This is a genomic window from Plantactinospora alkalitolerans, assembly GCF_015690345.1.
Classification (GTDB): Bacteria; Actinomycetota; Actinomycetes; order Mycobacteriales; family Micromonosporaceae; genus Plantactinospora; species Plantactinospora alkalitolerans.
Map to the genome: position 1 here is coordinate 1 of NZ_JADPUN010000032.1, position 22,940 is coordinate 22,940.

The following is a 22,940-nucleotide window of genomic DNA, read 5'->3' on the forward strand; positions in this document are numbered from 1 at the left end:
GCCGCCGGCCCGTTCGGGCACGACCTGGGGTGGGCTGGCGCTGCGTTCCTGAGCCCGGGCGATCGCCGCGTCGAACCGTTCGGAACGCGGCCAGCGGATCGCCAGGAGCAGCATCAGCAGCACCCCGGCGACGCTCCAGAGCCCCACCACCCGGGGGATCGGGAACCGTTCGGCCAGTACCCCGGTGATCAGGACCGCGCCGCCCTGCATCACCTGGACGCCGGTGTTCATCACCCCGAACGCCCGGGCGCGGTAGCCGTGCGGCAGTGCCTGCACGAACAGGCCGTTGGTCACCGGCAGCAGGCCGGCGACCGAGAAGCCGGCGACCGCGGCCAGCAGCGCCACCAGCAGTGGCGACGGGTTCAGCAGGGTGGGTACCAGCGCCAGGGGGGCGAGGACCGCGAACACCCGGACCAGGGCCCGGCGCCGGTCCGGCCGGACAGCCCGGCCGATCAGCAGGCCACCGAGAATGAAGCCGGCCGGCGCGGCAATCATGATCAGGGCCTGGGTGGCGCTCCGGTCGGCACCCTCGCTGGCGAAGGTGGTGGCCCAGGCGGCCGCCAGTCCCTCGGGAACGATCGCGAACAGCATCGCGCAGAAGACCATGATCGCGATTGCCCGCAGCACCGGGGTGCCGAACACCAGTTGGAAGCCGGCGGCGGTCTCCCGCAGCAGGTGACGGCGGCCGCCGTCGGCCACCGCGGCGGGCCGGTGCCGGACCCCGAACCAGATGATCAACGCGGAGAGCCCGAACGTGCCGGCGTTGATCAGTAGCGCGAGGGTCGGGCTGTACAACGCGATGCCGGCGCCGACGAGATAGCCGACGACCTGCGCCGCCTGGCCGGTGCTGGCGTTCAGACCGAGGGCGACGACGAGTCGGTCGCCGGCGAGGATGAGTGGCAGCGTCGCGGACCGGGCGGCCTGGCTCGGCGGACTCACCAGGGTGGCGGCGAAGAGCAACACGAGGATCATCTCGGTGCTCAGGCCGTCGATCGCGATGACCGCGTACAGCGGCAGCCGGATGATGTCGCAGATGACCATGACCGTCCGGTACGGATACCGGTCGGCCAGGGTGGTGAGCAGTGGCCCGCCGATCAGCCAGGGCAGGTAGCTGGTCGCGAACGCGGCGGCCGAGAGCGCGACCGACTGGCTCTGCTGGTAGACCAGCAGCGTGACGGCGGCCTTGGCGAGATAGTCACCGGTCCAGGTCAGTACGGTAGCCGCGAAGATCGCCCGATATTCACGCTCGGCGAACACCTCCCGAAAGGTTGCCGGCCTTTCGGGCGCGTGTGTCTCTTCGGACACCGATGGGCCTCCATCGTTCTCGACCGCTGACCAAATGTGATGGGGCTGCCGGGAACGTCAGACGTTCGGATCAGCGAGGTCTTCATTACGCTCCGGGAGGGAGCTTGTTCTGGATTCTGCCCGATCGTATGACAACTGGCTAGGGCGAACGGATAGATCGTCGCATCTCCGACTGGTCGAACGGACGATACCCGACCGCCCGCGCGGTACGCGACCCCTGCCACGCGGCGCCTCGCCGAGGGCCGTCCGGCACGGCGGAGGCAGCCGTCCGGTCCGCGCCCCGCCCGCCCGACGGATCGGGCCGCCGCACGCCGGCCCGTCGGTCGGTCAGGTCGCTCCACCCTGGCCGGTCTCGCCCTCGGCCGGCGGTGTCGCCGGCCGGGGGAACATCCGGGTGGCCGCCATCCCGGCGGTGATTCCGGAGTTCTCCAGCGCCTCGGCCAGGCGGCGACGCAGTTCCCGGGAGACCGCGAACTGTCCCTCCGTCGTGGTCTTGGCGATGGTCCGGATCACCGAGCCGTCCACGGTGATCTGTTCGACCCCGACCACCTCGGGCGGCTCCACCAGTTCCGGGGCCAGTTCCGGATCGACCGCGACCGAGGCCGCCGCGGTCCGCAGCACCGCCGTGGCCTCCTCGGTACGGGCGAAGCCGATCGGCATGTCCACGACGACCATGGCCCAGCCCTGGCTCTTGTTGCCGACCCGGATGATCTCGCCGTTGCGGATGTACCAGACCACCCCACGGGCGTCCCGCACGGTGGTGATCCGCAGCCCGACCGCCTCCACCACGCCGGTGGCCTCGCCGAGGTCCACCGTGTCGCCGACGCCGTACTGGTCCTCCAGCAGCATGAAGAGGCCGGCGATGAGGTCCTTGACCAGGGTCTGGGCGCCGAAGCCGAGGGCCAGGCCGGCAATGCCCGCGCTGGCCAGCAGGGGTGCCAGGTCGAGGCTGAGTTCGCTGAGGATCTGCAGGGTGGCGATGGCGAAGACGACCGCCGTGGTCAGGCTGCGCAGCACCGAACCGATCGCCTCGGCCCGCTGGCGGCGCCGTTCGGGTACGACGGCCTGCGGGTCGGGTGCGGCGGCGGGGATCCGTTCCCGCAGCGGCCGGAGCACGGCCGGGATCCTGCTCTCGGAGGTGCTGCGGACCAGCCGGTTGATGGTCCGGTTCAGCAGGTACCGGAGCAGGATCGCCAGCAGCAGGATCAGCACGATGGTCGCCGGCTTGATCAGCAGGTAGTTGCTGCCCTCGGCGAACCACACCGAGTCGGTCACCTGGTACACCAGCTTGCAGGGCGGGTTGTCGAGGCAGCTCGGCTCGGGGGCCGGGGTCGACGGCGAAGGCAGCCCGAGGACGACGGCGGTCAACAGGTTCGCGGGGTTCACGACTGTCTTCGTACCGCACGGCCGGCGACTGTCGTCGGCCGACCCGCCGGCTCGTGGCCGAGGCCGCCGTGGCCTCGGAAGGGTTCCGGCCGGGCCAGGGCGAGGGGACGGAACCGGTCATCTTGCCACGGGACGTGAAAGCTTTCTGCGGGACCCCCGATTAGTGCGTGCAATCGGGGCACCTATCGGGGACTATTGGCGCACGGACGCCGGTGATCTGCCGGCGTCGGCCGCGGTCGTGGCGGTCTGTCGGTGCGTGCTGGGCCGACTGTGGCCACCGGGAGCGGGGTCGGCACCGGCGGGCGACAGGGAGCGGACGAGACACGACCGAGAGGGTGAGCGCGATGCCTGACATACGACCCACGGTGGGCTCCGGAGCGTTGGTGCTCAATGCCACCTATGAGCCGCTGTGTGTCGTTTCAGTGCGTCGAGCCGCGATCCTGGTTCTGTCGTCGAAGGCCGTCTGCGTGGCCGACGGGGAAGGCATCCTGCACAGTGCCCGCAACGCCCTTCCCGTACCGTCGGTTGTGCGGTTGACCCGTTTTGTGCGGGTGCCGTACCGGACCCACGTCGGGTTGTCCCGGCGGGCGATCTTCGCCAGGGACAACTGGCGGTGCGTCTACTGCCGTGGCCCGGCCGAGACCATCGACCACGTCTTTCCGCGTAGCCGGGGTGGCCGGCACGCCTGGGAGAACGTCGTCGCGGCCTGCGCGAAGTGCAATCACACCAAGGGCGACAAGACGCCGGCGGAGCTGGGCTGGCGGCTGCACGCGCTGCCCGCCGCGCCGAAGGGGACCGCCTGGCGGGTGCTCGGCCACCGGGCACCGGACCCGCGCTGGGCGGACTGGCTGGACCTGCGCGAGACCGAAGCGGCCTGACCCGACCCGTCCCGCCCCCGCCGGTCACGACCGGCGGGCGGAGACGAGGGACGCGAAGACGACGACGTTGTCGGCGTACCCGGTGGAGCCGCCCACCCAGCGCCCGCCGCAGGTGATGAGCCGCAGGGACGGCCGGCTGAAGTCGCCGTAGACCCGCTCGACCGGCAGTTGCGACTTGTTGAACCGCTTGACGGAGTTGACCTCGAAGACCGCCACCGACTGGTCCTCCCGGTTGACCTCGATCTTGGAACCGGGCCGGAGTCCGGCGAGGTCGTGGAAGACGGCCGGCCCGGTACGGGTGTCGACGTGACCGACGATCACCGCCGGCCCGTACTGGCCGGGGGTGGGACTCTGGCTGTACCAGCCGGCCTCGTCGCGGCGGTCCGACGCCGGCACGTCGATCGTGCCGTCCCCGGCCACGCCCACCGGATGTACCGGAGCGGTCAGGCCGAGCGCCCGGATGCCGATTCCCACCGGTGGGCTCGACTCCAGGACCGGGAACTTGCGGGGCGGCGCCGGGGCACCGAAGTTCAGCCCGGTCGGCAGCACGGTGAGGCCGGTCAGGTTCTGCACCCCGAAGAGGGCGATGAACAGGCCGAGCAGCACCATGATCACGGCCACCGGGCCGGGCCGCCGGATCCGCCCACCCCGGCGTACCGTCCGGCGGGTCGGCTTCGGAGGCACCGTGCCCAGCGTTCCGGGCGGAGTGCCGTCGGTCGGGTCCGGGCTGGTGATGCTCGCCGCGGTGGCCTGCCGGACGAGTCGGGCCATGCGGTGTCGCCAGCGGCCTGCCCGGTCCCGCCACCGGCCCGCCCGATCCCGCCACGCGCCGCCGGCCGGAGGAAGGCGGACCATCGCCGGTCCGGATCAGCTACCCGGCTCGGTGCGCCGACGGTTCCGCCCGGCCAGCCCGAATCCGAGGCCGAGCGCGATCACACCGATGCCGCCGGCGAGGATCAGCGCACCGCCCGGTCCGCCCGCCGTACCGCCACCACCGGTGGCCGGTCCCTGGCTGCCCTGACTCATGTTCACCACGGTGAGCGTGGTGGTGGCGGTGTTGCCGTTCTGGCAGCTCAGGTTGACGGCGTACGGCCCGGGTGCCTTGTTGCCCGGAATCGTCACCGAACCGGTGAGAAAGCCGTTGTCGGGGCGGAGCATGACCCGGCCGAAGGCCTCGGACTGCACGGTCGCCTGCTGGTTGTTGCCGTTCTCGCAGCTCGCCCGGAGGTTGACCCGGCTACCCACCTGGGCGGTGTTCGGGGTCACCTCCACGAACGTGTTCGCCCCGGCCCGTACGGCCGACACGGCCCCGTTCAGCGGCCCCGGGACCAGGGCGGCGACGGTGATGCCGGCGGCGATCGTGCGGCCGACAATCTTCGCAGTGAGCATGACTTTCCCTCCCGCCGGTTCTCCCGGCCGGTCGTGGGCACGACCGTCGTCGGGATCGGTGTTCCCATCGACTCGGAGCACACACGCGCCCGGCGCCCGGCAGGGTCAACCGGGGATGGCCGGTACCCGTCCCGACCGGGGGTGGGACGCCTCGGTCGGCCGGTACGGGCGCTTGTCAGTCGGCCGGTGCGGGCGCGATCGGGACGACCGGCTGCCAGCCGAGCGGACTGGACAGCACCATCGTGCTCGACGGCTGCCCGTACGGGGCGAGTCTGTCGATGACCTGCTCGAACGCCTCGATCGACCCGGCTGCCACCTTCAGCATGCTGCAGGCGTCCCCGGTGATCCGGTGGATTTCCAGGATCTCCGGCCAGCCGGGCACCGCCGGGTCGCGAAGGATGCACCGGGACCCGTAACAGGACATCCGGATCATCGCCACCACGGCCCGCCCGGCCCGCGCCAGGTCCACGTGCGCGTGGTAACCGGTCACGACGCCGGATTCCTCCAGCCGCCGTACCCGCTCGGCGACGGCCGGCGGCGAGAGGTGGACCCGCCGGGACAGCTCGCTGAACGAGAGCCGGGCGTCGGCCTGGAGTTCCCGCAGCAGCGCCCAGTCCATGTCATCCATAGTTGTTGACTCTCCGTAATTCATCGCGAGCCTCGAAAGGACCTTTCAAACGTTAAGTCATCTCGCCAATCAACCCCACAACCATGGAAGCTGCCGGCCAAGTGCCGTCGTTCCGGCATTCCGTCGACCGGTCGAACAACGAGATCATGACGGTGTCGGGTCACGGAACGGAGGCAACTGGTGAAGAGCGATCAACGGCAGCGGCTGCCCGAGCGGCCCCGCGTACGGCCGGCGAACGCCCAGCAGCGCGCGGCCCGGGCGGCGGCCAACGGCGGCGAGCCCACCCTGGAACTCGCCGAGCGGACCCCGTACGAGGCGTACGTGCACGCCAGTACCCTGCACAGCCTCCAGCAGACGCTGAGCCGGGACCCCGGCGAGATGTCCTTCCTGATGGTCAGCCAGATCATGGAGCTCTACTTCGGCCTGACCTGCTTCGAGTTGCGCCAGGCGCGGGAGCGGCTGCGCGACGACGACGTGTGGGCCGCCCTCGCCCCGCTGCGCCGCGCCGCCCTGCACCTGGAGGGGCTGAACGCCGCCTGGCGCGGGCTGCGCTGGATGACCCCGGCCGACTTCAACCGGTTCCGCAACCTGCTCGGCGAGGGCTCCGGGTTCCAGTCCGCGATGTACCGGAACCTGGAGTTCCTGCTCGGGCTCAAGTCCGCCTCCCTGGCCCGCCCGTTCCACCGGCAACCCGAGGTGTACGCCGACCTGGTCGAGACGCTGCGGGCGCCGAGCCTCTGGGACGAGGTGACCGCGGTGCTGGCGCGGCGGGGCTTCGACATCCCGGCGGGGTTGCTGGACCGGGACTTCTCGGTCGAGACCGAGCCGAGCGCCGAGGTCACCGCGGCCTGGGTCGAGATCTACGCCGACCCCGGTCCGGACAACCACCTCCGGATCCTGGGTGAGACGCTGGGCGAGATCGTCGAGCAGTTCGACGACTGGCGGCACCAGCACCTCAAGGCCGTACGCCGGACCATGGGCGCGAAGGTCGGCAGCGGAGGATCGGCCGGCGCGGCGTGGCTGCGCCGGAGTATGGCCCGGGAGGTCTTCCCCGAGCTGTGGGCCGCCCGGACCGAGATGTAGCGGAGACCGGCCGTGCCGTACGGCCGGATCCCGCGGCGACGCGGGTGATGCAGGAAGGAGCGGAAAACCGCATGACCACCCCGGAGGCGGAGGCGACCGCCCGGCGCCGCGACGAGGCCGATCCCGGCCACCGGCACCTGTTCCACGTACCGCCGGCCGAGGGCGGCCGGTATCCGGAGGCGGCCTACCTGGTCGGGAACTCCCTGGGCCTGCAACCCCGGGCCGCCCGGTCCGACCTGCTGGCCGAGCTGGACGCCTGGGCCACCCGGGGCGTGTCCGGCCATTTCTCCGGTGACCGGCCCTGGGTGCCGTCCTACCGCTCGCTCACCGGCCCGAGTGCGTCGCTGGTCGGTGCGCTGCCGGACGAGACCGTCGTGATGAACTCGCTGACGGTCAACCTGCACCTGCTGATGGTGTCGTTCTACCGGCCGGCGGGCGCCCGGAACCGGATCCTGATCGAGGACGCCGCCTTCCCGTCGGACAGCTATGCGGTACGGAGTCAGGCCCGGCACCACGGGCTGGATCCGGACGAGGCCGTGGTACGGCTGCGTCCCCGCCCCGGCGAGGAGACCCTACGGACCGAGGACGTGGTCGCGTACCTCGACCGCGAGGGGGACCGGGTGGCGCTGGTCCTGCTCGGCGGCGTCAACTACCTGACCGGCGAGGTGCTGGACATTCCCGCGATCACCGAGGCGGGCCACCGGGCGGGTGCCCTGGTCGGCTGGGACCTCGCGCACGCGGTCGGGAACGTGCCGCTCGCCCTGCACGACTGGAACGTCGACTTCGCCGCCTGGTGCACGTACAAGTACCTGAACTCCGGCCCCGGGGCGCTGGCCGGGATCTTCGTACACCAGCGGCATCTCGGCGACCCGACGGTCAACCGGTTCGAGGGATGGTGGGGCACGGACGAGGCGACCCGGTTCGAGATGGCCCCGGTCTCCCGGCCACCGGCCACGGCGGAGGCCTGGCTGATCTCCAATCCGCCCGTACTGGCGATGGCGCCGATGCGCTCCGCGTTGGGGATCTTCGAGGAGGTCGGGATGGCCGCGCTGCGGGACCGCAGCGAGCGGTTGACCGGCTATCTGGAGCAACTCCTGGACCAGATCACCCCGACCCGCCCGATCACCGTGATCACCCCGCGTGATCCGGCCCGGCGCGGCTGCCAGCTCTCGGTGCGGATCGGCCAGGGCGGCGCCGCCGCGCTGACCAGGCGCCTCTGGGCCGAGTACGGGGTGCTGGTCGACGACCGCGAGCCGGACGTGATCCGGCTGGCCCCGGTGCCGCTCTACTCGACGTACCACGACTGCTGGCGGGCGGTCGAGGCGCTGGCCGGACTCGTCGACGAAACCGGTCAGCCCCTGCCGTGACCGGCTCCTACCGGCTGCGGATCGACCGGTACGGAATCCGACGAAACCTTTCGTCCCTGTCGATGGTCTTCCTACTGTTGCGGGCAACACGTCAGAGCCGGCGAAGGAAGCCGCGATCACGCCGTCCTTCGGGGGTCGGGTCGCGATCGAACTGGTGAATGGCGCGCCCGGTGGGGCCGATGCCGTGGGAGCCGGCCCCACCGGGCGGACCGACACTGGTCGCGTTCGACGGGCACGGCGGGGCCCGGCACACCCGCCTCGCCGTGCCCGACCGGCCGTCGGCGAACGGATCCGCTGCCCGTCGCCGCTGGATCGGCCCCCCGAGATCTGCCGGGCGTCGCTTTCCGATACCGTGAACGGCGACCGGATCGGGTGGATTGACAAGATCGTCAACTGCCCGGACCGAGCACGATGATCCCGTTTTCGTCTGGGGGCGTTCAGGTTGTCTGTTTCCGAGACGTTGCTGATCTTTGTCGCCATCCCGCTCGGCGCCATACTGGTGATCACCGTGCTGGCGCGGGCCGGCAAGAGCGGGCGTAACGCCCGGCGATACCGGCCGGGGCGGCCGTTCGAGTTCACGCCGGTCTGGTTCCTCTCCTCGCCCGAGCACCTGAGCGAGTCCGCGCGGACCGCACTGCCGGCCGGCGCGGAGGCCCGCGCGTTGACCAGCGGCGAGATCGAGACCATCAGCGCGCCGACGCGCGCCGGCGTGACAGGGGGCGCAAGTGACCGCTGGTAAGAGCGTGGCGACGACCGACCGGCCGGAGACCTCGGCCGGACCCGACACCACCGAGCGGCCCAACGTGCTGGACGGTCCCTTCACCACCCGCCAACTGCTGCGCATCGACGAGGCGCTGCGGGTCGCCGACGGCTCCACCGGGCTGGTCTTCACGGTCTACGTCGGGCCGCTGACCGACCCCGTCCGGGAGCACGCGCAGCGGCTGCACGCCGAGCTGACCGACCCCGCCCGAGCCGTGCTGATCGCGCTCTCGCCCAACCAGCGGGTGCTGGAGGTGGTGACCGGCTCGGAGGCGCGTAAGCGGATCCCCGACCGGGACGCCAAGCTGGCCGCGCTCTCGATGGTGGCCGCCTTCGGCGGTGGCGACCTGACCGGCGGCATCGTCAGCGGCCTGGACCAGCTCGCCACCCGCGCCGGCCGGACCGGCTGACCGGTCAGCCGAGCCAGCCGCCCGGAGCCACCCGCACCGGAAACGGCAGCTCGGCCTGTTCCACCTCGGTGGACGGGACCGCGTTGCCGCCCGGCACCCGCAGCCCGTCTCCCGGATCACCCGCCAGCCCGGCGGAATGGCCGACCGGTGCCGTGCTCAGGCCGAGGCGGAGTCCTTCGCTCGGGCCCGCAGCGCCCGGAGCACGCCGTCCCGGCCCTCGGCGACCAGCCGGCGCAGCGACGCCGGATGGCCCGACTCGGCCAGCCAACCGTCGGTGGCCCGGACGGTGTCCTCGCTCACCTGGTACGCCGGGTACGCCAGCATGACGAACTCCTGCGCCGGCTCGCTGTCCCGGCTCGCCCAGACCTGGCCGGTCGAGGCGAAGAACGGCGCGACGTACGGGGCGGTCAGTTCGACCTGAGCCGGATGCTGGAAGCCCTGCAACAGTGCCCGGTGCCGCCAGTTCGGCAGGATCTCGTCCCCGGTCAGCGCGCGCCACACCGCCGCCTTGTTCTCGGCGGTGGGGATCAGCGCGTACGCCAGCGCGGCCTCCCGCTCACCGCTCGACGTCCGGTCCGACGACAACTCCGCGTCGATCTCGGCCCGCCCGGCCGCCCCGTTCGCGACCAGGGCCCGGAGTACCGTCCAACGCAGCTCGGTGTCGATGGCCAGCCCGTCCGGCACCTCGACGCCGTCCAGCCAGCCCCGGAGCACGGCCAGCTCCGCGTCGCTGCGGGCCGCCGAGGCGTAGGTACGCGCCCAGGTCAGTTGCAACCCGCTGCCCGGCTCCGCCCCCCGCAGGACGGTCGACGCGGTGCCGGCGAGCTGGCGCCAGCCCGTCGGCGCCCAGTCCGGGGCGGCGTACGAGGTGAGCGTGGCGGCGGCCTGCCGGAGCGTCTGGGTGACCAGGTTGATGTCGGTCTCGGCCGGCAGGCCGGTCAACGCGAGCGCCACGTAGTCCCGGGCCGACAGTTCGGCGTCCCGCACCATGTCCCAGGCGGCGGCCCAGCACAGGCCCCGGGGCAGCGACGATTCGAAGGCGTCGATGTGCCGTACGACCGTCGCCATCGACCGCTCGTCCAGCCGGAGCTTGGCGTACGTCAGGTCGTCGTCGTTGAGCAGCAGCACCTGCGGTGCGGCCACGCCGACGAGCTGCGGCAGCTCGGTACGTTCCCCGACGACGTCGACCTCGAGCCGGTCCCGCCGGACCAGCCGACCGTCCCGCAGGTCGTAGAGGCCGACCCCGATCCTGTGCGTACGCAGCGTGGGGTGCTCGCTCGGCGCCTCCTGCACCACCACGACCGACTGGTACGCGCCGTCGGGGCCGATCGTCACCTCCGGCCGCAGCGTGTTGACCTGGGCGGTCTCCAGCCACTCGGCGGCGAACTTGCGCAGTTCCCGGCCGGAGGCCGCCTCCAGCTCGGTGAGCAGGTCGTCGAAGGTGGCGTTGCTCCAGGCGTACTTGCCGAAGTAACTGCGCAGGCCCTGGCGGAACGGCCCCTCGCCGACGTACGCGACGAGCTGCTTGAGCACGCTGGCGCCCTTGGCGTACGTGATGCCGTCGAAGTTGACCTCGACCGCCTCCAGGTCGGGCATCTCGCAGTAGACCGGGTGGGTGGAGGAGAGCTGGTCCTGGCGGTAGCCCCAGTTCTTCCGGACCGACAGGAACGTCGTCCAGGCGTCCGAGAACCGGGTGGCGTTGGCGTTGGCCCAGTGACTGGCCCACTCGGCGAACGACTCGTTCAGCCAGAGGTCGTTCCACCAGCGCATGGTCACCAGGTCGCCGAACCACATGTGTGCCAGTTCGTGCAGGATGGTGTTGGCCCGCTGCTCGTACTCGAAGTCGGTCTCCTGCGAGCGGAACAGGTAGTGCGCCTCGGCGTGCGTGACGCAGCCGAAGTTCTCCATCGCGCCGGCGTTGAAGTCGGGTACCCACACCTGGTCGTACTTCGGCAGCGGGTAGCGGACGCCGAACTGCTCGTGGAAGAAGTCGAAGCCCTGGGTGGTGACCAGGTTCAGGTCCGCCGAGTCGAGGTACTGGGACATGCTGGCCCGGCAGAAGTATCCGAGGTCGATGCCGTCGTGGCTGTAGCGGACCTCGTGGTACGGCCCGGCGCAGATCGCCGTGACGTAGGTGCTCATCACGGCCGACGGAACGAAGTGGATGGTCTTGCTCTCCGCGCCGGCGGGCTCCTCCTCGCGTACCGGCATGTTGGACACCGCCCGCCAGTGCGCCGGAACGGTCGCGTGCCAGGTGAAGACGCTCTTCAGATCGGGCTGGTCGAAGCAGGCGAAGGCCCGCTGCGCGTCGGCCGTCTCGAACTGGCTGTACAGGTAGGTCTCGCCGTCGACCGGGTCGACGCTGCGGTGCAGCCCCTGCCCGCTGGACGAGTAGAGGAAGTCGGCCTCGACGACCAGGACGTTCTCGGCGGCGAGGCCGACAAGGGTGAGCCCGGCCTCGGCGGACCAGTCCGACAGGTCGACCGGGGCGCCGTTCAGCGTCGCGGCCCGGACGGCGTCCGCGGCCAGTTCGATGAACGTGGTGGCACCGGGCTCGGCGCAACGGAACCGGACCTCGGTCGTCGAGCGGAAGGTGCGGTTGTCCGCGGCTCGTCCGGCGGACGACAGGTCGAGGCGGATGTCATAGCTGGTGACGTCGAGCAGACGCCCCCGCTCCGTCGCTTCGACCTGGGTCAGGTTGCGCACTCCGGGCACGTGAATCTCCATCCGATCTTCCCGCTGGCTGTCGTCATTGACAGCATCGAGCCATCCCCACGACTCACGCCGAGTCTTTCATGTCGGCGACCGTGGTATTGGTGCTCCAGGTCACGGTCTCATCCCGCTGTCGATACGGGTTTACTGGGGTGAAGATCTGTAACGGTGTCGCCGAGCCCGGCGCCCCTACGACGAAGGGAGTCGCCGTGTCCGAACGTGCGGCCGTTGACATGTTCTTCGACCCGACCTGTCCGTGGGCCTGGATCACCTCTCGCTGGCTGCTCGAGGTGGAGCGGGTACGTCCGGTCGATGTCCGGTTCCGGGTGATGAGTCTCTCGGTGCTCAACGAGGGCCGGGACGTGTCGGAGCAGTACCGGGAGGGGTTGAAGAAGGCCTGGGGTCCGGTCCGGATCTGCATCGCGGTGGAGCAGACGCACGGATCCGGGGTGGTTCGTGACCTCTACACCGCCCTCGGCACCCGGATCCACCTCGGTAAGGAGGAGCGGGGCCAGGAGCTCTACCGGGCGGCGCTGGCCGATGTCGGGCTGGACCCGGCGCTGGCCGAGATCGCCGATTCGACCGAGTACGACGTGGCACTGCGGGCCAGCCACGACGCGGGGATGAAGCCGGTCGGTCAGGACGTGGGCACGCCGGTGATCCACGCTCCGGGCCCGGTGCCGGGCGAGACCGTCGCGTTCTTCGGCCCGGTGATCACCCCGGCGCCGAAGGGCGAGGCCGCTGGCCGGTTGTGGGACGGGGTGCTCCTGGTCGCCGGAACCCCCGGCTTCTACGAGCTGAAGCGGAGCCGTACCGAGGCGCCCAGCTTCGATTGAGTGCGGCACCCAGCTTCGATCGGGTGATCGGCTCCGGGGTCCCGACCAGGGATCCCGGGGCCGCCCACGGGGTGGACACGGCGGGGTGTCCGTACGGCGGATCCGGCGCCGCCGGTAGCGTTCCGGGGCATGACGGTCGTGCATCCGATCACCCGGGCCTGGATCACCACGGGCGGCACCGGCGCGCAGAACTACGACGAGTTCGCCGACGACGCCGAGATCACCGAGATCATCAGGTCCAATCCGCACAGCGCACTCGCGATCGAGATGCCGCACCGGGCGCCGGAGAGCGTCGGGCGGTCCTTCGTCGAGTCGCTGCCCGACGCCGTCGCCCGGCTGGCGCAGGCCCGGGACGACGGCAGCTACACCCCGGCCGAGCAGGTCGTGGTGCTGTACCGGATAACCGCGGCGGACGACGAGCCCGGCTACGGCCTGTTCGCCATGGTCGACACCGACCAGATCTCGACCAGCGCCGACGAGCCCGGCCTGGTGATCCGCAACGAAGAGGTCTTCATCGCCAAGGTGCGGGAGCGGGTGGCGCTGGCCGAGGCGACCGGCCATCTCCTCTCGCCGGTGCTGCTGCTCCAGACGGGCAACCGGGCCGCCGACCCCGGTGACCGCGATCCGGCAGGCGCCCTGCACCTGGCCCTCGCCGAGGCCACCGACAGGGCCGGCGCACCCGCCGCGACGGACACCGACCAGGCGGGGCGGACCCACGCGATCTGGCTCGTCGGGCCGGGCCGGCACCAGGACGAGTTGCTGGCGTTGGCCGGCGCCGGAGAGCTGGTCGTCGCGGACGGCAACCATCGGAGCCTGGCCGCGCAGACCGGCGGGCTGCCACGTTTCCTCGCGGTGATCACCACGCCCGCGTCGGTGGCGATCCAGCCGTACAACCGGCTCGTCAGCGAGCTGACCAGCACTCCGGACGAGCTGATCGCCCGGTTGCGCGGGGCGGGCGCGCGGGTCGAGCCGATGACCGGCCCGGCGGCGGTGCCCGACTCCGGCGGAACCGTCGTCCTGTACGCCGCCGGCACGTCGTACGCGGTCACGCTGCCGCCGGGCGGTGGGGACGGGGTGGACAACCTGGACCACGCGCTCGTCGAGCGGGTTCTGCTCAGGGAGGCGCTCGGTCTCGATCCCGGAGACAAGCGGATCACCTACGTCGGTGGCGACTACCCGGCGGCCTGGCTGGTCGGCGAGGTCGACGCGGGCCGGGCGGAGCTGGCGATCCTGATCGCCCCGGTGACGGTGCAGGACTTCGTCGCGGTCAACCTGGCCCGGCAGAAGATGCCCCGGAAGAGCACCTGGTTCACCCCGAAGGCCCGGGGTGGCCTCGTCCTGGCCGAGTTGGGCCGCGACGGCGGGCAGTTGCCGCCCGACTGACCGGCCGCCGGGCGCCCGGATGGTCGGCTTCGCGGCCGTCCGGGCTGTGATCTGTCCGGCTGCCGCCACGCCTGCCGGCGGGCCGGTACGGCGAACTGGAAGACTGCGCGGTATGCGCGTCTATCTGGGATCCGATCACGCCGGTTACGAACTGAAGGTGCATCTGGCCAACCACCTGGCCAAGCAGGGCTACGACCTGGTGGACGTCGGGCCCTTCCTGTTCGACCCGGACGACGACTATCCCGTGTTCTGCCTGCACAGCGGCGCCCGGGTGGTGGCCGACCCCGGCAGCCTCGGTGTGGTCATCGGCGGGTCGGGCAACGGCGAGCAGATCGCCGCGAACAAGGTCGCCGGCGTACGGGCGGCGCTCGCCTGGAACGTGGAGACCGCACAGCTCGCCCGGCAGCACAACGACGCGAACGTGGTGGCGGTGGGTGCCCGGCAGCACACCCTCGACGAGGCGACCGCGATCGTGGAGGCGTTCCTCACCACGGCGTTCTCGGGCAACGAGCGACACGCACGCCGGATCGCCCAGGTCGCCGAGTACGAGCAGGCGGGGACGCTGCCGGCGCTGCCGACCACCCCGTAGCCGGGGACCCGCGACGTCGACCGGCGCGGCGGTCAGCGCCCGTTGCGGGGAAGGTCCTCCCGGGGCACCCAGTTGCGGCGGACCAGGACCAGCCGCTCGGCCGCCTCGGCGAGGTCGGCGTCCGACGGCCGGGCCGCGTCCCGGGCCCGCATCGCTGCCGAGACGTTCACCTGCGAGGCGCCCGAGCCGATCAGGCCGCGCAGACCGCGTTCCGCGTCCCGGTCGTCGCCAGCCGGTCCCGGGCCGGCACCCGACTCGGGACCGCGGCGTGCCTCGCCGGCCGGTCCGCCGCTACCGCTCGGAGTCTCGTGCCGCAGCCGGCGCCGTCGACGCTCCGGATCGCCCATGGATCGACCCTACCGCCCGACAGCCCTGGGGTCGCCGCTCAGAACACTCCCAGTCCGCTGGGCGCCCGGTGCCAGCCGAACGCGGCGGAGGCCCGGGGCAGTACGCCGGGCCGGACCTCCCGGACCCGTCCGGCCGTGGCCAGCGTGCCGAGGGAGGGTCCGCCGAGGTAGGCGGCGGCGAGATCGCGTACGTCGCAGGCCAGTTCGGCCGGCGCGTCGGTCCGGGTGCACTCGGCAGTACCGGACGCCACGGTCAGCCGCCACCGGCCCGCGTTCTCCGGCAGCAGCGGATCGGTGACGTCGAACACCACGTCGACGTCGGCGGCGTAACTTCGGGCGGCCAGGGCGGCCGGCAGGTCGACGATCCGGACCCAGAGTCCGTGGTTCAGTCCGGCGCCGAGCTGACGCGGCTCGTCGACCAGGTACTGCAACGGCTCGTCGATGGCGGCGTGGTGGAAGCTGACGCTCCGGGTCAGGTCGATGGAGAGCAGGAAGCGCCACAGCGCCTGGTAGGCAGCGGGATCGTCGGCCACCACCTCGTCGACCATCACCTGGCCGCGCGGCCCACGGACGTCCCACTCGGCGCGGCTGCGCCAGAGCGCGTACCCGGCGGGTCCGGCCGGTGTCTCGGTGATCACGACCTGCCGGTCCGCCGGTCCGAAGCGGCGGGAGGGGTAGTCGGTCAGCACGTACCGCCACCAGGGCTCGGTCCGGTCGGACCAGCCGGGGCGGCCGACGCGGACCCGTTCGTAGAGCGGAGCGATTACGGACCGGAGCTGGAGCGGATCGCCGATCCGGAACGTGACGTCCGGTTCCGGACCGCCGGACGGATCCGGCGGGACGGGCGCGACCAGCCGTAGCGCGTTGGTGTCGACGTGCAGCGACAACTGCTGGGTCGCCTGGCCGTAGCCGAACCGGGGGTAGATCGGGCCCTCGCTGGCCCAGAGCACCGTGATCGGCTCCCGCCCGGCGGCCCGGACGTCCCGCAACTGCTGCCGCATCAGCCGGCTCAGCAGCCCTCGGCGCCGGTGGCTCGGCGCCACCCCCACGTCCGTGACGTGCGCGGCCGGCAGCGTGGTGCCCGGCACGGTCAGCCCTCGGGTGTACACGCCCGCGTGGGCCACCACGGTCCCGCCGGACCGGATCACCAGTGACCGTCCCGGTTCGGCGATGCCGGCATGGACCTCCGACAGCGTGGCGTCCGGTTCGTTGTGGAAGAGGGTCCGCATCAGCGAGTCGATGTCGTCCAGGTCGGCGGGGGTCGCGGCCTCGATCGGTGACTCTGTGTCGAGCATCGTCCCTGTCTAGTCCACCGGGTGCTGATTCCGCGACCTGTTTACGGGCTGGCTACCCTCGAAACCGGGACGGGTTCGCGCCCGAGCCGATGGGGAGGACCAGATGTCAGAGCAGACACAACCGTGGGCCGAGCGGACCGTCGAGATGCCGCCGGAGGGTGTCCGTCCGGAGGGTTTCCGGCGTGGGGTCGCACCGGTGGGTACGCCCAGGCCGGGTGCCGGGTCGACGCCGGTGACGCCGCACGAGCCGACCGGCACGGGGTGGCCGGCGGTGGAGGAGGAGCCGCACCGGCTGCCCCCGGGGTACCACTGGCGGCAGCTGCGTCGCGGGATGCACTGGAGCATGATCGGCGGCCTGTTCGCCTTCGTCTGCTGGGGGATCTGGGCCATCTCGGGGCGTGGCGACCTGACCAGTCCGGTCGTCACCTTCGTGCTGACCCTCTTCGTCGCGGTCGGTCTCTTCGCGCTGGCCCGGCTGGTCGGGCGGGTGGTCTGGGAGCGGCAGCTCGGCCGGATCCGGCGTACGGCCCGGGGTGCGCACCTGGTGACCGCCGTGTTCCTGGTCGGTGTCGGGGTGGCCTACCTGCGCCAGACGGAGTGGGTCGTGGACCTGTGGAACTGGGTCGCCGGACTCTGAAGCCTGATCCGGGACAGGCATTTGATCAAAGCGATAAATCACAATTTGGTCACTCGATAGTTACTCTGCGCCTGTTGTTCAATTACCTGACGCTACTATTCGGTCTCCGCCCCTCCTTCGGAGGTTGCCGACGGTGACCCTGCTCAGTGTGATAGTTCCGGTCTACCAGGTGGAGAAGTACCTGGCCGACTGCCTGGACTCGATCCTCGGCCAGTCCATGCGTGACATCCAACTGGTCGCGGTGGACGACGCCTCGACCGACGGTTCCGCCCGGATCCTCTCCCGGTACGCCGCCTGGGACCCCCGGATCGTGGTGGTGACCTTCGACCACAACCAGGGGTTGGGTGCGGCCCGCAACGCCGGGCTCGTCCACGCCACCGGCGAGTACGTGTGGTTTCTGGACAGCGACGACTGGCTGCCCGATGGGGCGCTGCCGGCGGTCGCCGACCGGTTGACCCGGACCGCGCCGGATCTCCTGGTCACGGCGTACACCCGGCACTTTCCGAACGGCGGGGTCCGGCACCATTCGTTGTCCCAGGTCGGTGCCGGCCGGCCGGTGCCGGACACCTTCACGCTGCGGGAACGCCCGGAGCTGCTGTCGGTGCTGCACATCACCTGCAACAAGGTGATCCGGCGGCAGTTCCTCGCCGAGTCGGGACTGACCTTCGGCTCCGGCTGGTACGAGGACGTCTCGTTCACCTTTCCGTTGATGCTCGCCGCCGAGCGGATCAGCCTGCTGGACCGCTGTTGTTACGCGTACCGGCAGCGGCCCGGCGGGGCGATCACCTCGACGGTCAGCGAGCGCCACTTCGAGGTCTTCGCGCACTGGGACCGGGTCCTGGCGGGGCTGGAGGCCGATCCGGCCGTGCCCGCCGAACTGCGTCACCTGATCTTCCAGCGGATGATCTGGCACCTGCTGCAGGTCCTCGGTCATCCTCGGCGGGTGCCACCGGGCCGGCGCCGGGAGTTCTTCGCCGAGATCGTCACCCGGTACCGCGCACATCTTCCGACCGGTGGATACCGGCCGCCCGGTGGCACGATAGGGCTCAAGCACCGGATCGTCGGCCGAGGCGGCTACGGCCTGTTCGCCGCGCTCCGGGTCGCCCGCCGGGCCCACATCGGCATGGTCGCCCGGATCAGACATCCGGCCACCGGGCCGGTTCCGGCCGGAAGCGGCCCGTCCCCGGCATCCGTGCCCGGAACCCGGGTCGAGGCGTTGCCCGGCGAGTTGACCGACCGGGTGAACTGACCGGCCAAGGCCCCGGCCTGGTCCTCGGGCCGGGTCAGCCGTGTTCGCCGAGCGGCCCGACCCGCCAGCCCCGGCTCAGGCACTCCTCCAGCAGGTGCGGCAGTGCGGCGAGGCTGGCCCGCCAGGCGCCGGGCGCGGAGGTGCAGTCGGAGTCGTGCAGAAGCACCGTCCCGCCACCGGCCAGACCGGACCGCAGCGTGTCGAGCACCGACGAGGGGCTCGCCGAACGGGTCCAGTCCCGCCCCCAGCAGGTCCAGAGCACCGGCGTCAGGTCCAGCCGCCGGGCGGCCATCAGTGCCGCGGTGCTGAACACGCCGTACGGTGGCCGGAAGAACCGGGGCGTCCGCCCGGTCACCGCCTCGATCAGCTCGCGGGTCCGGGCCAGGTCGCGGTAGGTCGCGTGCGGGCCTCGGAGCAGCAGGTTCTGGTGTGCCCAGCCGTGCACCGCCACCTCGTGGCCGGCGGCTGCCAGGTCCAGGCCGAGTTCCGGTGCCCGGGCGAGCATGGAGCCGAGCAGGAAGAACGTCGCGCGGGTCCGGTGCGCGGCCAGGGCCTCGACGAAGAGCGGGGTCGAGTTCGGGTCGGGACCGTCGTCGAAGGTCAGCGCGACGTGGCCCGGGGCGCCCCGGCCGCTCAGCCGGGGAAAGAACCGGAGTCGTACGCCGGGCAGCACGGTCAGGGCCGGCACGGCCTGTACGGCCAGCGCGGCACCGACCGTCGTCGCCGGTACCGCGCGTGCCCGCACCCGTTCCTCCACCCGCCTCACCATCGCCGGCCGGGTACCCGTGACGGCCGCCTTCACCCTCACCCGGACGGGTGGAATGGGACGGGGTCCGTTGCCGGATTCGCGCGGCCGGCTCCGGGTCACCCGACGTTTGTCGCGCGTGATCCCGGGTAGCCGGGCAGGCCGGCGGCCTCCCCGAGGCCGGGCCGGGCCGGGCCGGTGGCCAGGATGGACAGAGGAGACGACGGATGCGTGCCCGACCTGCGCCGGGGGTGGCGGTGATCACCGGAGCGAGCGCGGGGGTGGGCCGGGCCACGGCACGGCTGCTGGCCCGACGGGGAATGCGGCTGGCCCTGCTGGCCCGGGGCGGAACCGGGCTGCGTGCCGCCGCCGAGGACGTACGGGCCAACGGGGGTGTCGCGCTGCCGATCGAGACCGACGTGTCGGATCACCACCAGGTCGAGGAGGCGGCGGACCTGGCCACCCGGATACTCGGACCGATCGACCTCTGGGTGAACGACGCTTTCGCATCGGTGTTCGCGCCGTTTTCCGAGATCGGCCCGGAGGAGTTTCGCCGGGTGACGGAGGTCTGCTATCTCGGTTACGTGTACGGGACCCGGGCCGCGCTTCGTCGGATGGTGCCGCGCGGGTCCGGAACCATCGTGCAGGTCGGATCCGCGCTGGCGTACCGGTCGATTCCCCTACAGTCCGCCTATTGTGGTGCGAAACACGCAATAGTCGGCTTCACCGAGTCGCTGCGCTCCGAACTTCTGCACGACCGCAGCCCGGTACGGATCACCATGGTGCACCTTCCGGCGGTGAACACCCCGCAGTTCGACTGGGGGCTGTCCCGGCTGCGTAACCGGCCCCGGCCGGTACCGCCGATCTATCAGCCGGAGGTCGCCGCCCGGGCGATCGCCCACGCGGCCGACCGGCCACGGCGCCGGGAGTACTGGGTCGGGGCGTCCACCGTCGGCACCATCCTCGCCAACCGGTGCGTACCCGGTCTGCTCGATCGCTACCTGGCCCGCTCGGGTTACTCGGCTCAACAGACCGACCAGCCGGACGATCCGCGCCGGCCGAGCAACCTGTGGTATCCGGTCGACGACGGCGGCGGGGCGGACCCGGGCGCGCACGGCTCGTTCGACCTGCGGTCCCGGGCTCACAGTCCGCAATTGTGGTTGTCGCAACACCGGGGCCTGCTCGCCGCCGGGCTGGCCGTCGCCACGACGGTCGGTGCGGTGCTCCGCACCGTCGCGCGCCGCCGGCGGTAGCCGGGTCCGTCGCCAGGTCGGCGGTCTCGGTGCCGGATCCGGCCGGCCCGCCCCGGGTAACCAGCCTGACCTGCGGCTTTGTTGCAGACAGCCGGCAATCGTCGACCGGTCAAACTGGACATTTCCGAGGCGGGTCGGCGATACCCCGCCCGCGCGCTAGGTAAATGGTCGACAGCATCTTGTTAATAATCGCTACCGCAAAGGATGTTCTCGATGGATCTGCCACGCCGTGATTACTGATAGTCGTTGCGTGGCAACGCCTTTTGCCGGCAATCGGGTCTTGCCATTCCGGAAGTGGAACCAGGTATGCTGTCTGCCGTTCATAGCCGCCGGATACCACGTGGTGCCGGCGCTGATCGCCGCCTAATCGCCACCCGGCGAACCGGGGACCCATGCACGTGGGGTGAATCCGCGCGAGCGGTAGGGACCTCTTCCATCCCGAACCCGTCAGCTAACCCGGTCGGCGGCCGACGGAAGGGATACATGTGAGGGCACCCCTACGCCGATCGCTGGCGCCTGCCCTGGCACTGCTCACCGCCGCGGCACTGATCGTGGTTCCGTCGGTAGCGTCGGCGGCGCCGGCCGCGCCGAAGCCGGCGGGTCCGAAGGAGGACGTCGACTCGCCGATCCTCGGTGACGTCCTCGCCACCACCGGTAAGCGGTACGCGGAAGCCAAGGCCGCGGTCAAGAAGTCCAAGCAGCGGCAGGCGCAACTCGCCGAAGACCTCAAGCGGGCAGAGGCCAAGTTGGCGGCGCTCACTCCGGAGGCCAGCAAGATCGCCGCCGAGTCGTACCGCAGCGGCAAGCTCAGTGCCGTGACGATGCTGCTGAACAGCGCCTCGTCCGACTCGTTCATCGATCGGGCCGCCGCGCTGGATGAGCTGAACCTGTTCAACAACCAGAAGCTCCGGGCCCTGAACCAGGCGCGCGAGCAGGTCAGCCAGACCAAGGCGGCGGTCGACGCCGAGGTCGAGAAGCAGGCCGCGCAGGAACAGATCATCAAGAAGCAGCAGAAGGAGGCGGAGAAGGCGCTCGCGCTGGTCGGCGGCAGGTCGCGCCCCGACCGGGGCCTCGTGGACGCCAAGTCGCCGGTCGCCCGGCCGGGGCCGGGCATGGCGGACGGCTTCCCTGGCGAGTCCTGCAGCAAGCCCGATCCGACCACCAACGGTTGCGTCACGCCGCGGACCCTGCACGCGTACAACGAGGTTCGGCGGGCCGGCTTCAAGCGGTTCGTCGGTTGTCACCGCGACGGTGGTCCGTTCGAGCATCCCAAGGGCCGGGCCTGCGACTGGTCGTTGAAGAACTCCGGCTTCAGTCGCGCCGCGAACGACGACCAGATGAAGTACGGCAACGACCTCACCGCCTTCCTGGTCCGCAACGCCGATCGACTGGGCATCCTGTACGTGATCTGGTACAAGGAGATCTGGTTCCCGGCCACCGGCTGGAAGTCCTACAGCGGTCCGAGCGACCACACCGACCACGTGCACATGTCGATGCTGTAGGGGTCGCGCACGACACCCCGTACGAACGGAACCGCCCCGCCACCCACTCCGGGTGACGGGGCGGTTCCGTTGTGACATCCATCTTCAACTTGCATACATAGCGATGTCCGCATACGTTGTTCTCCGGGACGGCGGGGGCTGGCCCGGGAAGGGGGCCAGGCGATGGGTGCCGGACACACACACGCGAGTCCGCAGACCTGGGCCGGGGAGCGGCACCGTCGCCCGCTCTGGCTGGCGTTCGGAGTGCTGGCCCTCTACATGGTGGTGCAGGCCGTCGCCGCCTGGCTGACCGGTTCGCTCGCACTGCTCTCGGACGCCGGACACATGTTCACCGACGTGCTCGGCATCGGCATGGCGCTGGCGGCGATCACCGCCGCCGGCCGGGCGTCGAACGATCCGCAGCGCACCTTCGGGCTGTACCGCCTGGAGGTGCTCGCCGCGCTGGCGAACGCCGTGCTGCTCTCCGGGATGGCGATCTTCGTACTGGTGGAGTCGGTCCGCCGGTTGGACGATCCGCCCGAGGTCGCGGCCGGGCCGATGCTGGTCGTCGCCGTCGGCGGCCTCGCCGTGAACGTGGTGGCCTTCCTGCTGCTGCGCGGCGGGGCCAAGGAGAGCCTCAACCTGCGCGGCGCCTACCTGGAGGTGCTCGGTGACCTCTTCGGTTCGGTCGGCGTCATCATCGCCGCGTCGGTCATCGCGACGACCGGATGGCGGTACGCGGACCCGATCGTCGCCGTCGTGGTCGGCCTGCTCATCCTGCCCCGGACCTGGAAGCTGGCCCTGGCCGCCGGCCGGGTACTCGTGCAGGCCGCGCCGCCGCACGTCGAGGTCACCCTGGTCCGGGAGCGGCTGGCCGGCCTCGACGGGGTCACCGAGGTACACGACCTGCACGTCTGGACCCTGACCTCCGGGATGGACGTGGCATCGGCGCACCTGAACCTGATCGAGGGTGCCGACGTGGCGGCGGTACTGGCGGCGGCTCGCCGGCAACTGCACGACGACTTCGGCATCGACCACGCCACCCTCCAGGTCGAACCGCCGAGCGCCGAGCAGCTCTGTCACGGAAGCTCGTGGTGACGCAGTTAAGGAAGGGCCCCTTCTTATCGCTTTCTGTAGAGGAAGGGTCCCCCGTTAACCGCCACGGTCCCGATGAGCAGAGCGGGGCTCGGATAGGCTCTACTCCGTGC

The 22,940-nt window shown here is 71.2% G+C and carries 22 protein-coding genes and 1 riboswitch; of the genes, 13 read left to right on the plus strand and 9 right to left on the minus strand.

Going from position 1 to position 22,940, the window contains the following annotated elements:
* The coding region (locus I0C86_RS00970) for an MFS transporter (RefSeq protein WP_196199240.1) at positions 1-1,305 on the minus strand (1,305 nt) is incomplete at its 3' end.
* Positions 1,306-1,632: 327 nt separating this feature from the next.
* Positions 1,633-2,673 carry a mechanosensitive ion channel family protein gene (locus I0C86_RS00975; protein WP_407676250.1) on the minus strand — a complete coding sequence of 347 codons (1,041 nt, stop codon included), beginning with the start codon at positions 2,671-2,673 and terminating at the stop codon, positions 1,633-1,635.
* Positions 2,674-3,035: 362 nt separating this feature from the next.
* On the opposite strand from I0C86_RS00975, the gene I0C86_RS00980 reads away from it, so the two are divergent.
* A complete protein-coding gene (locus tag I0C86_RS00980; RefSeq protein WP_196199242.1) occupies positions 3,036-3,569 on the plus strand; it encodes an HNH endonuclease in 534 nt (177 codons plus the stop codon).
* Between the two features lie 24 nt (positions 3,570-3,593).
* Here I0C86_RS00980 and I0C86_RS00985 read toward each other — a convergent pair whose 3' ends face one another.
* The 3 genes from I0C86_RS00985 to I0C86_RS00995 form a co-directional block, all read right to left on the minus strand.
* Positions 3,594-4,340, minus strand: a complete 747-nt coding sequence (locus I0C86_RS00985) for a class F sortase (protein ID WP_196199243.1) — start codon at positions 4,338-4,340, stop codon at positions 3,594-3,596.
* Positions 4,341-4,436: 96 nt separating this feature from the next.
* Positions 4,437-4,958, minus strand: a complete 522-nt coding sequence (locus I0C86_RS00990; RefSeq protein ID WP_230393321.1) for a hypothetical protein — start codon at positions 4,956-4,958, stop codon at positions 4,437-4,439.
* Between the two features lie 175 nt (positions 4,959-5,133).
* Positions 5,134-5,586 (minus strand): Lrp/AsnC family transcriptional regulator, encoded by a 453-nt coding sequence (locus tag I0C86_RS00995; protein ID WP_196199244.1) that lies wholly within the window; start codon positions 5,584-5,586, stop codon positions 5,134-5,136.
* A 180-nt stretch (positions 5,587-5,766) separates the two neighbouring features.
* Here I0C86_RS00995 and I0C86_RS01000 point away from each other — a divergent pair, with 180 nt between their 5' ends.
* The 4 genes from I0C86_RS01000 (at position 5,767) to I0C86_RS01015 (ending at position 9,205) form a co-directional block, all read left to right on the plus strand.
* Positions 5,767-6,669 (plus strand): tryptophan 2,3-dioxygenase, encoded by a 903-nt coding sequence (locus I0C86_RS01000; RefSeq protein WP_407676249.1) that lies wholly within the window; start codon positions 5,767-5,769, stop codon positions 6,667-6,669.
* A 71-nt stretch (positions 6,670-6,740) separates the two neighbouring features.
* Entirely contained in the window at positions 6,741-8,036 is a 1,296-nt protein-coding gene (kynU, locus tag I0C86_RS01005) for a kynureninase (protein ID WP_196199245.1), read from the plus strand.
* Between the two features lie 442 nt (positions 8,037-8,478).
* A complete protein-coding gene (ctaJ, locus tag I0C86_RS01010) occupies positions 8,479-8,775 on the plus strand; it encodes an aa3-type cytochrome oxidase subunit CtaJ (RefSeq protein WP_456319940.1) in 297 nt (98 codons plus the stop codon).
* A 64-nt stretch (positions 8,776-8,839) separates the two neighbouring features.
* Positions 8,840-9,205, plus strand: coding sequence for a DUF5130 family protein (locus tag I0C86_RS01015; RefSeq protein ID WP_407676251.1), 366 nt, complete (start codon positions 8,840-8,842; stop codon positions 9,203-9,205).
* A 156-nt stretch (positions 9,206-9,361) separates the two neighbouring features.
* On the opposite strand, the gene pepN is transcribed toward I0C86_RS01015, so the two are convergent.
* Complete coding sequence (gene pepN, locus I0C86_RS01020) at positions 9,362-11,911, minus strand: aminopeptidase N (protein ID WP_196199299.1); 2,550 nt, start codon at positions 11,909-11,911, stop codon at positions 9,362-9,364.
* 215 nt (positions 11,912-12,126) lie between these two features.
* On the opposite strand from pepN, the gene I0C86_RS01025 reads away from it, so the two are divergent.
* From I0C86_RS01025 to I0C86_RS01035, 3 genes are all read left to right on the plus strand, one after another.
* Entirely contained in the window at positions 12,127-12,753 is a 627-nt protein-coding gene (locus tag I0C86_RS01025; RefSeq protein ID WP_196199247.1) for a mycothiol-dependent nitroreductase Rv2466c family protein, read from the plus strand.
* A gap of 129 nt (positions 12,754-12,882) precedes the next feature.
* Complete coding sequence (locus I0C86_RS01030; RefSeq protein WP_196199248.1) at positions 12,883-14,136, plus strand: DUF1015 family protein; 1,254 nt, start codon at positions 12,883-12,885, stop codon at positions 14,134-14,136.
* 112 nt (positions 14,137-14,248) lie between these two features.
* Positions 14,249-14,725 (plus strand): ribose-5-phosphate isomerase, encoded by a 477-nt coding sequence (locus I0C86_RS01035; protein WP_196199249.1) that lies wholly within the window; start codon positions 14,249-14,251, stop codon positions 14,723-14,725.
* A 32-nt stretch (positions 14,726-14,757) separates the two neighbouring features.
* Here I0C86_RS01035 and I0C86_RS01040 read toward each other — a convergent pair whose 3' ends face one another.
* A complete protein-coding gene (locus I0C86_RS01040; protein ID WP_196199250.1) occupies positions 14,758-15,072 on the minus strand; it encodes a hypothetical protein in 315 nt (104 codons plus the stop codon).
* A 38-nt stretch (positions 15,073-15,110) separates the two neighbouring features.
* Positions 15,111-16,367, minus strand: coding sequence for a GNAT family N-acetyltransferase (locus tag I0C86_RS01045; protein ID WP_196199251.1), 1,257 nt, complete (start codon positions 16,365-16,367; stop codon positions 15,111-15,113).
* A 103-nt stretch (positions 16,368-16,470) separates the two neighbouring features.
* On the opposite strand from I0C86_RS01045, the gene I0C86_RS01050 reads away from it, so the two are divergent.
* Positions 16,471-17,004 carry a hypothetical protein gene (locus I0C86_RS01050; protein WP_196199252.1) on the plus strand — a complete coding sequence of 178 codons (534 nt, stop codon included), beginning with the start codon at positions 16,471-16,473 and terminating at the stop codon, positions 17,002-17,004.
* A gap of 133 nt (positions 17,005-17,137) precedes the next feature.
* Positions 17,138-18,253 (plus strand): glycosyltransferase family 2 protein, encoded by a 1,116-nt coding sequence (locus tag I0C86_RS01055; protein ID WP_196199253.1) that lies wholly within the window; start codon positions 17,138-17,140, stop codon positions 18,251-18,253.
* 34 nt (positions 18,254-18,287) lie between these two features.
* Here I0C86_RS01055 and I0C86_RS01060 read toward each other — a convergent pair whose 3' ends face one another.
* Positions 18,288-19,022, minus strand: a complete 735-nt coding sequence (locus I0C86_RS01060) for a polysaccharide deacetylase family protein (protein ID WP_196199254.1) — start codon at positions 19,020-19,022, stop codon at positions 18,288-18,290.
* A gap of 203 nt (positions 19,023-19,225) precedes the next feature.
* Here I0C86_RS01060 and I0C86_RS01065 point away from each other — a divergent pair, with 203 nt between their 5' ends.
* The 3 genes from I0C86_RS01065 (at position 19,226) to I0C86_RS01075 (ending at position 22,830) form a co-directional block, all read left to right on the plus strand.
* The gene (locus tag I0C86_RS01065) at positions 19,226-20,251 is read left to right on the plus strand and encodes an SDR family oxidoreductase (protein ID WP_196199255.1); all 1,026 of its coding nucleotides are present in this window, start codon (positions 19,226-19,228) and stop codon (positions 20,249-20,251) included.
* Positions 20,252-20,601: 350 nt separating this feature from the next.
* Positions 20,602-20,733: riboswitch (cyclic di-AMP (ydaO/yuaA leader) on the plus strand.
* Positions 20,734-20,736: 3 nt separating this feature from the next.
* Positions 20,737-21,753: a coiled-coil domain-containing protein gene (locus I0C86_RS01070; protein ID WP_196199256.1), complete on the plus strand. Its 1,017-nt coding sequence runs from the start codon at positions 20,737-20,739 to the stop codon at positions 21,751-21,753.
* Between the two features lie 162 nt (positions 21,754-21,915).
* Positions 21,916-22,830: a cation diffusion facilitator family transporter gene (locus I0C86_RS01075; RefSeq protein WP_196199257.1), complete on the plus strand. Its 915-nt coding sequence runs from the start codon at positions 21,916-21,918 to the stop codon at positions 22,828-22,830.
* Positions 22,831-22,940 lie beyond the last annotated feature (110 nt).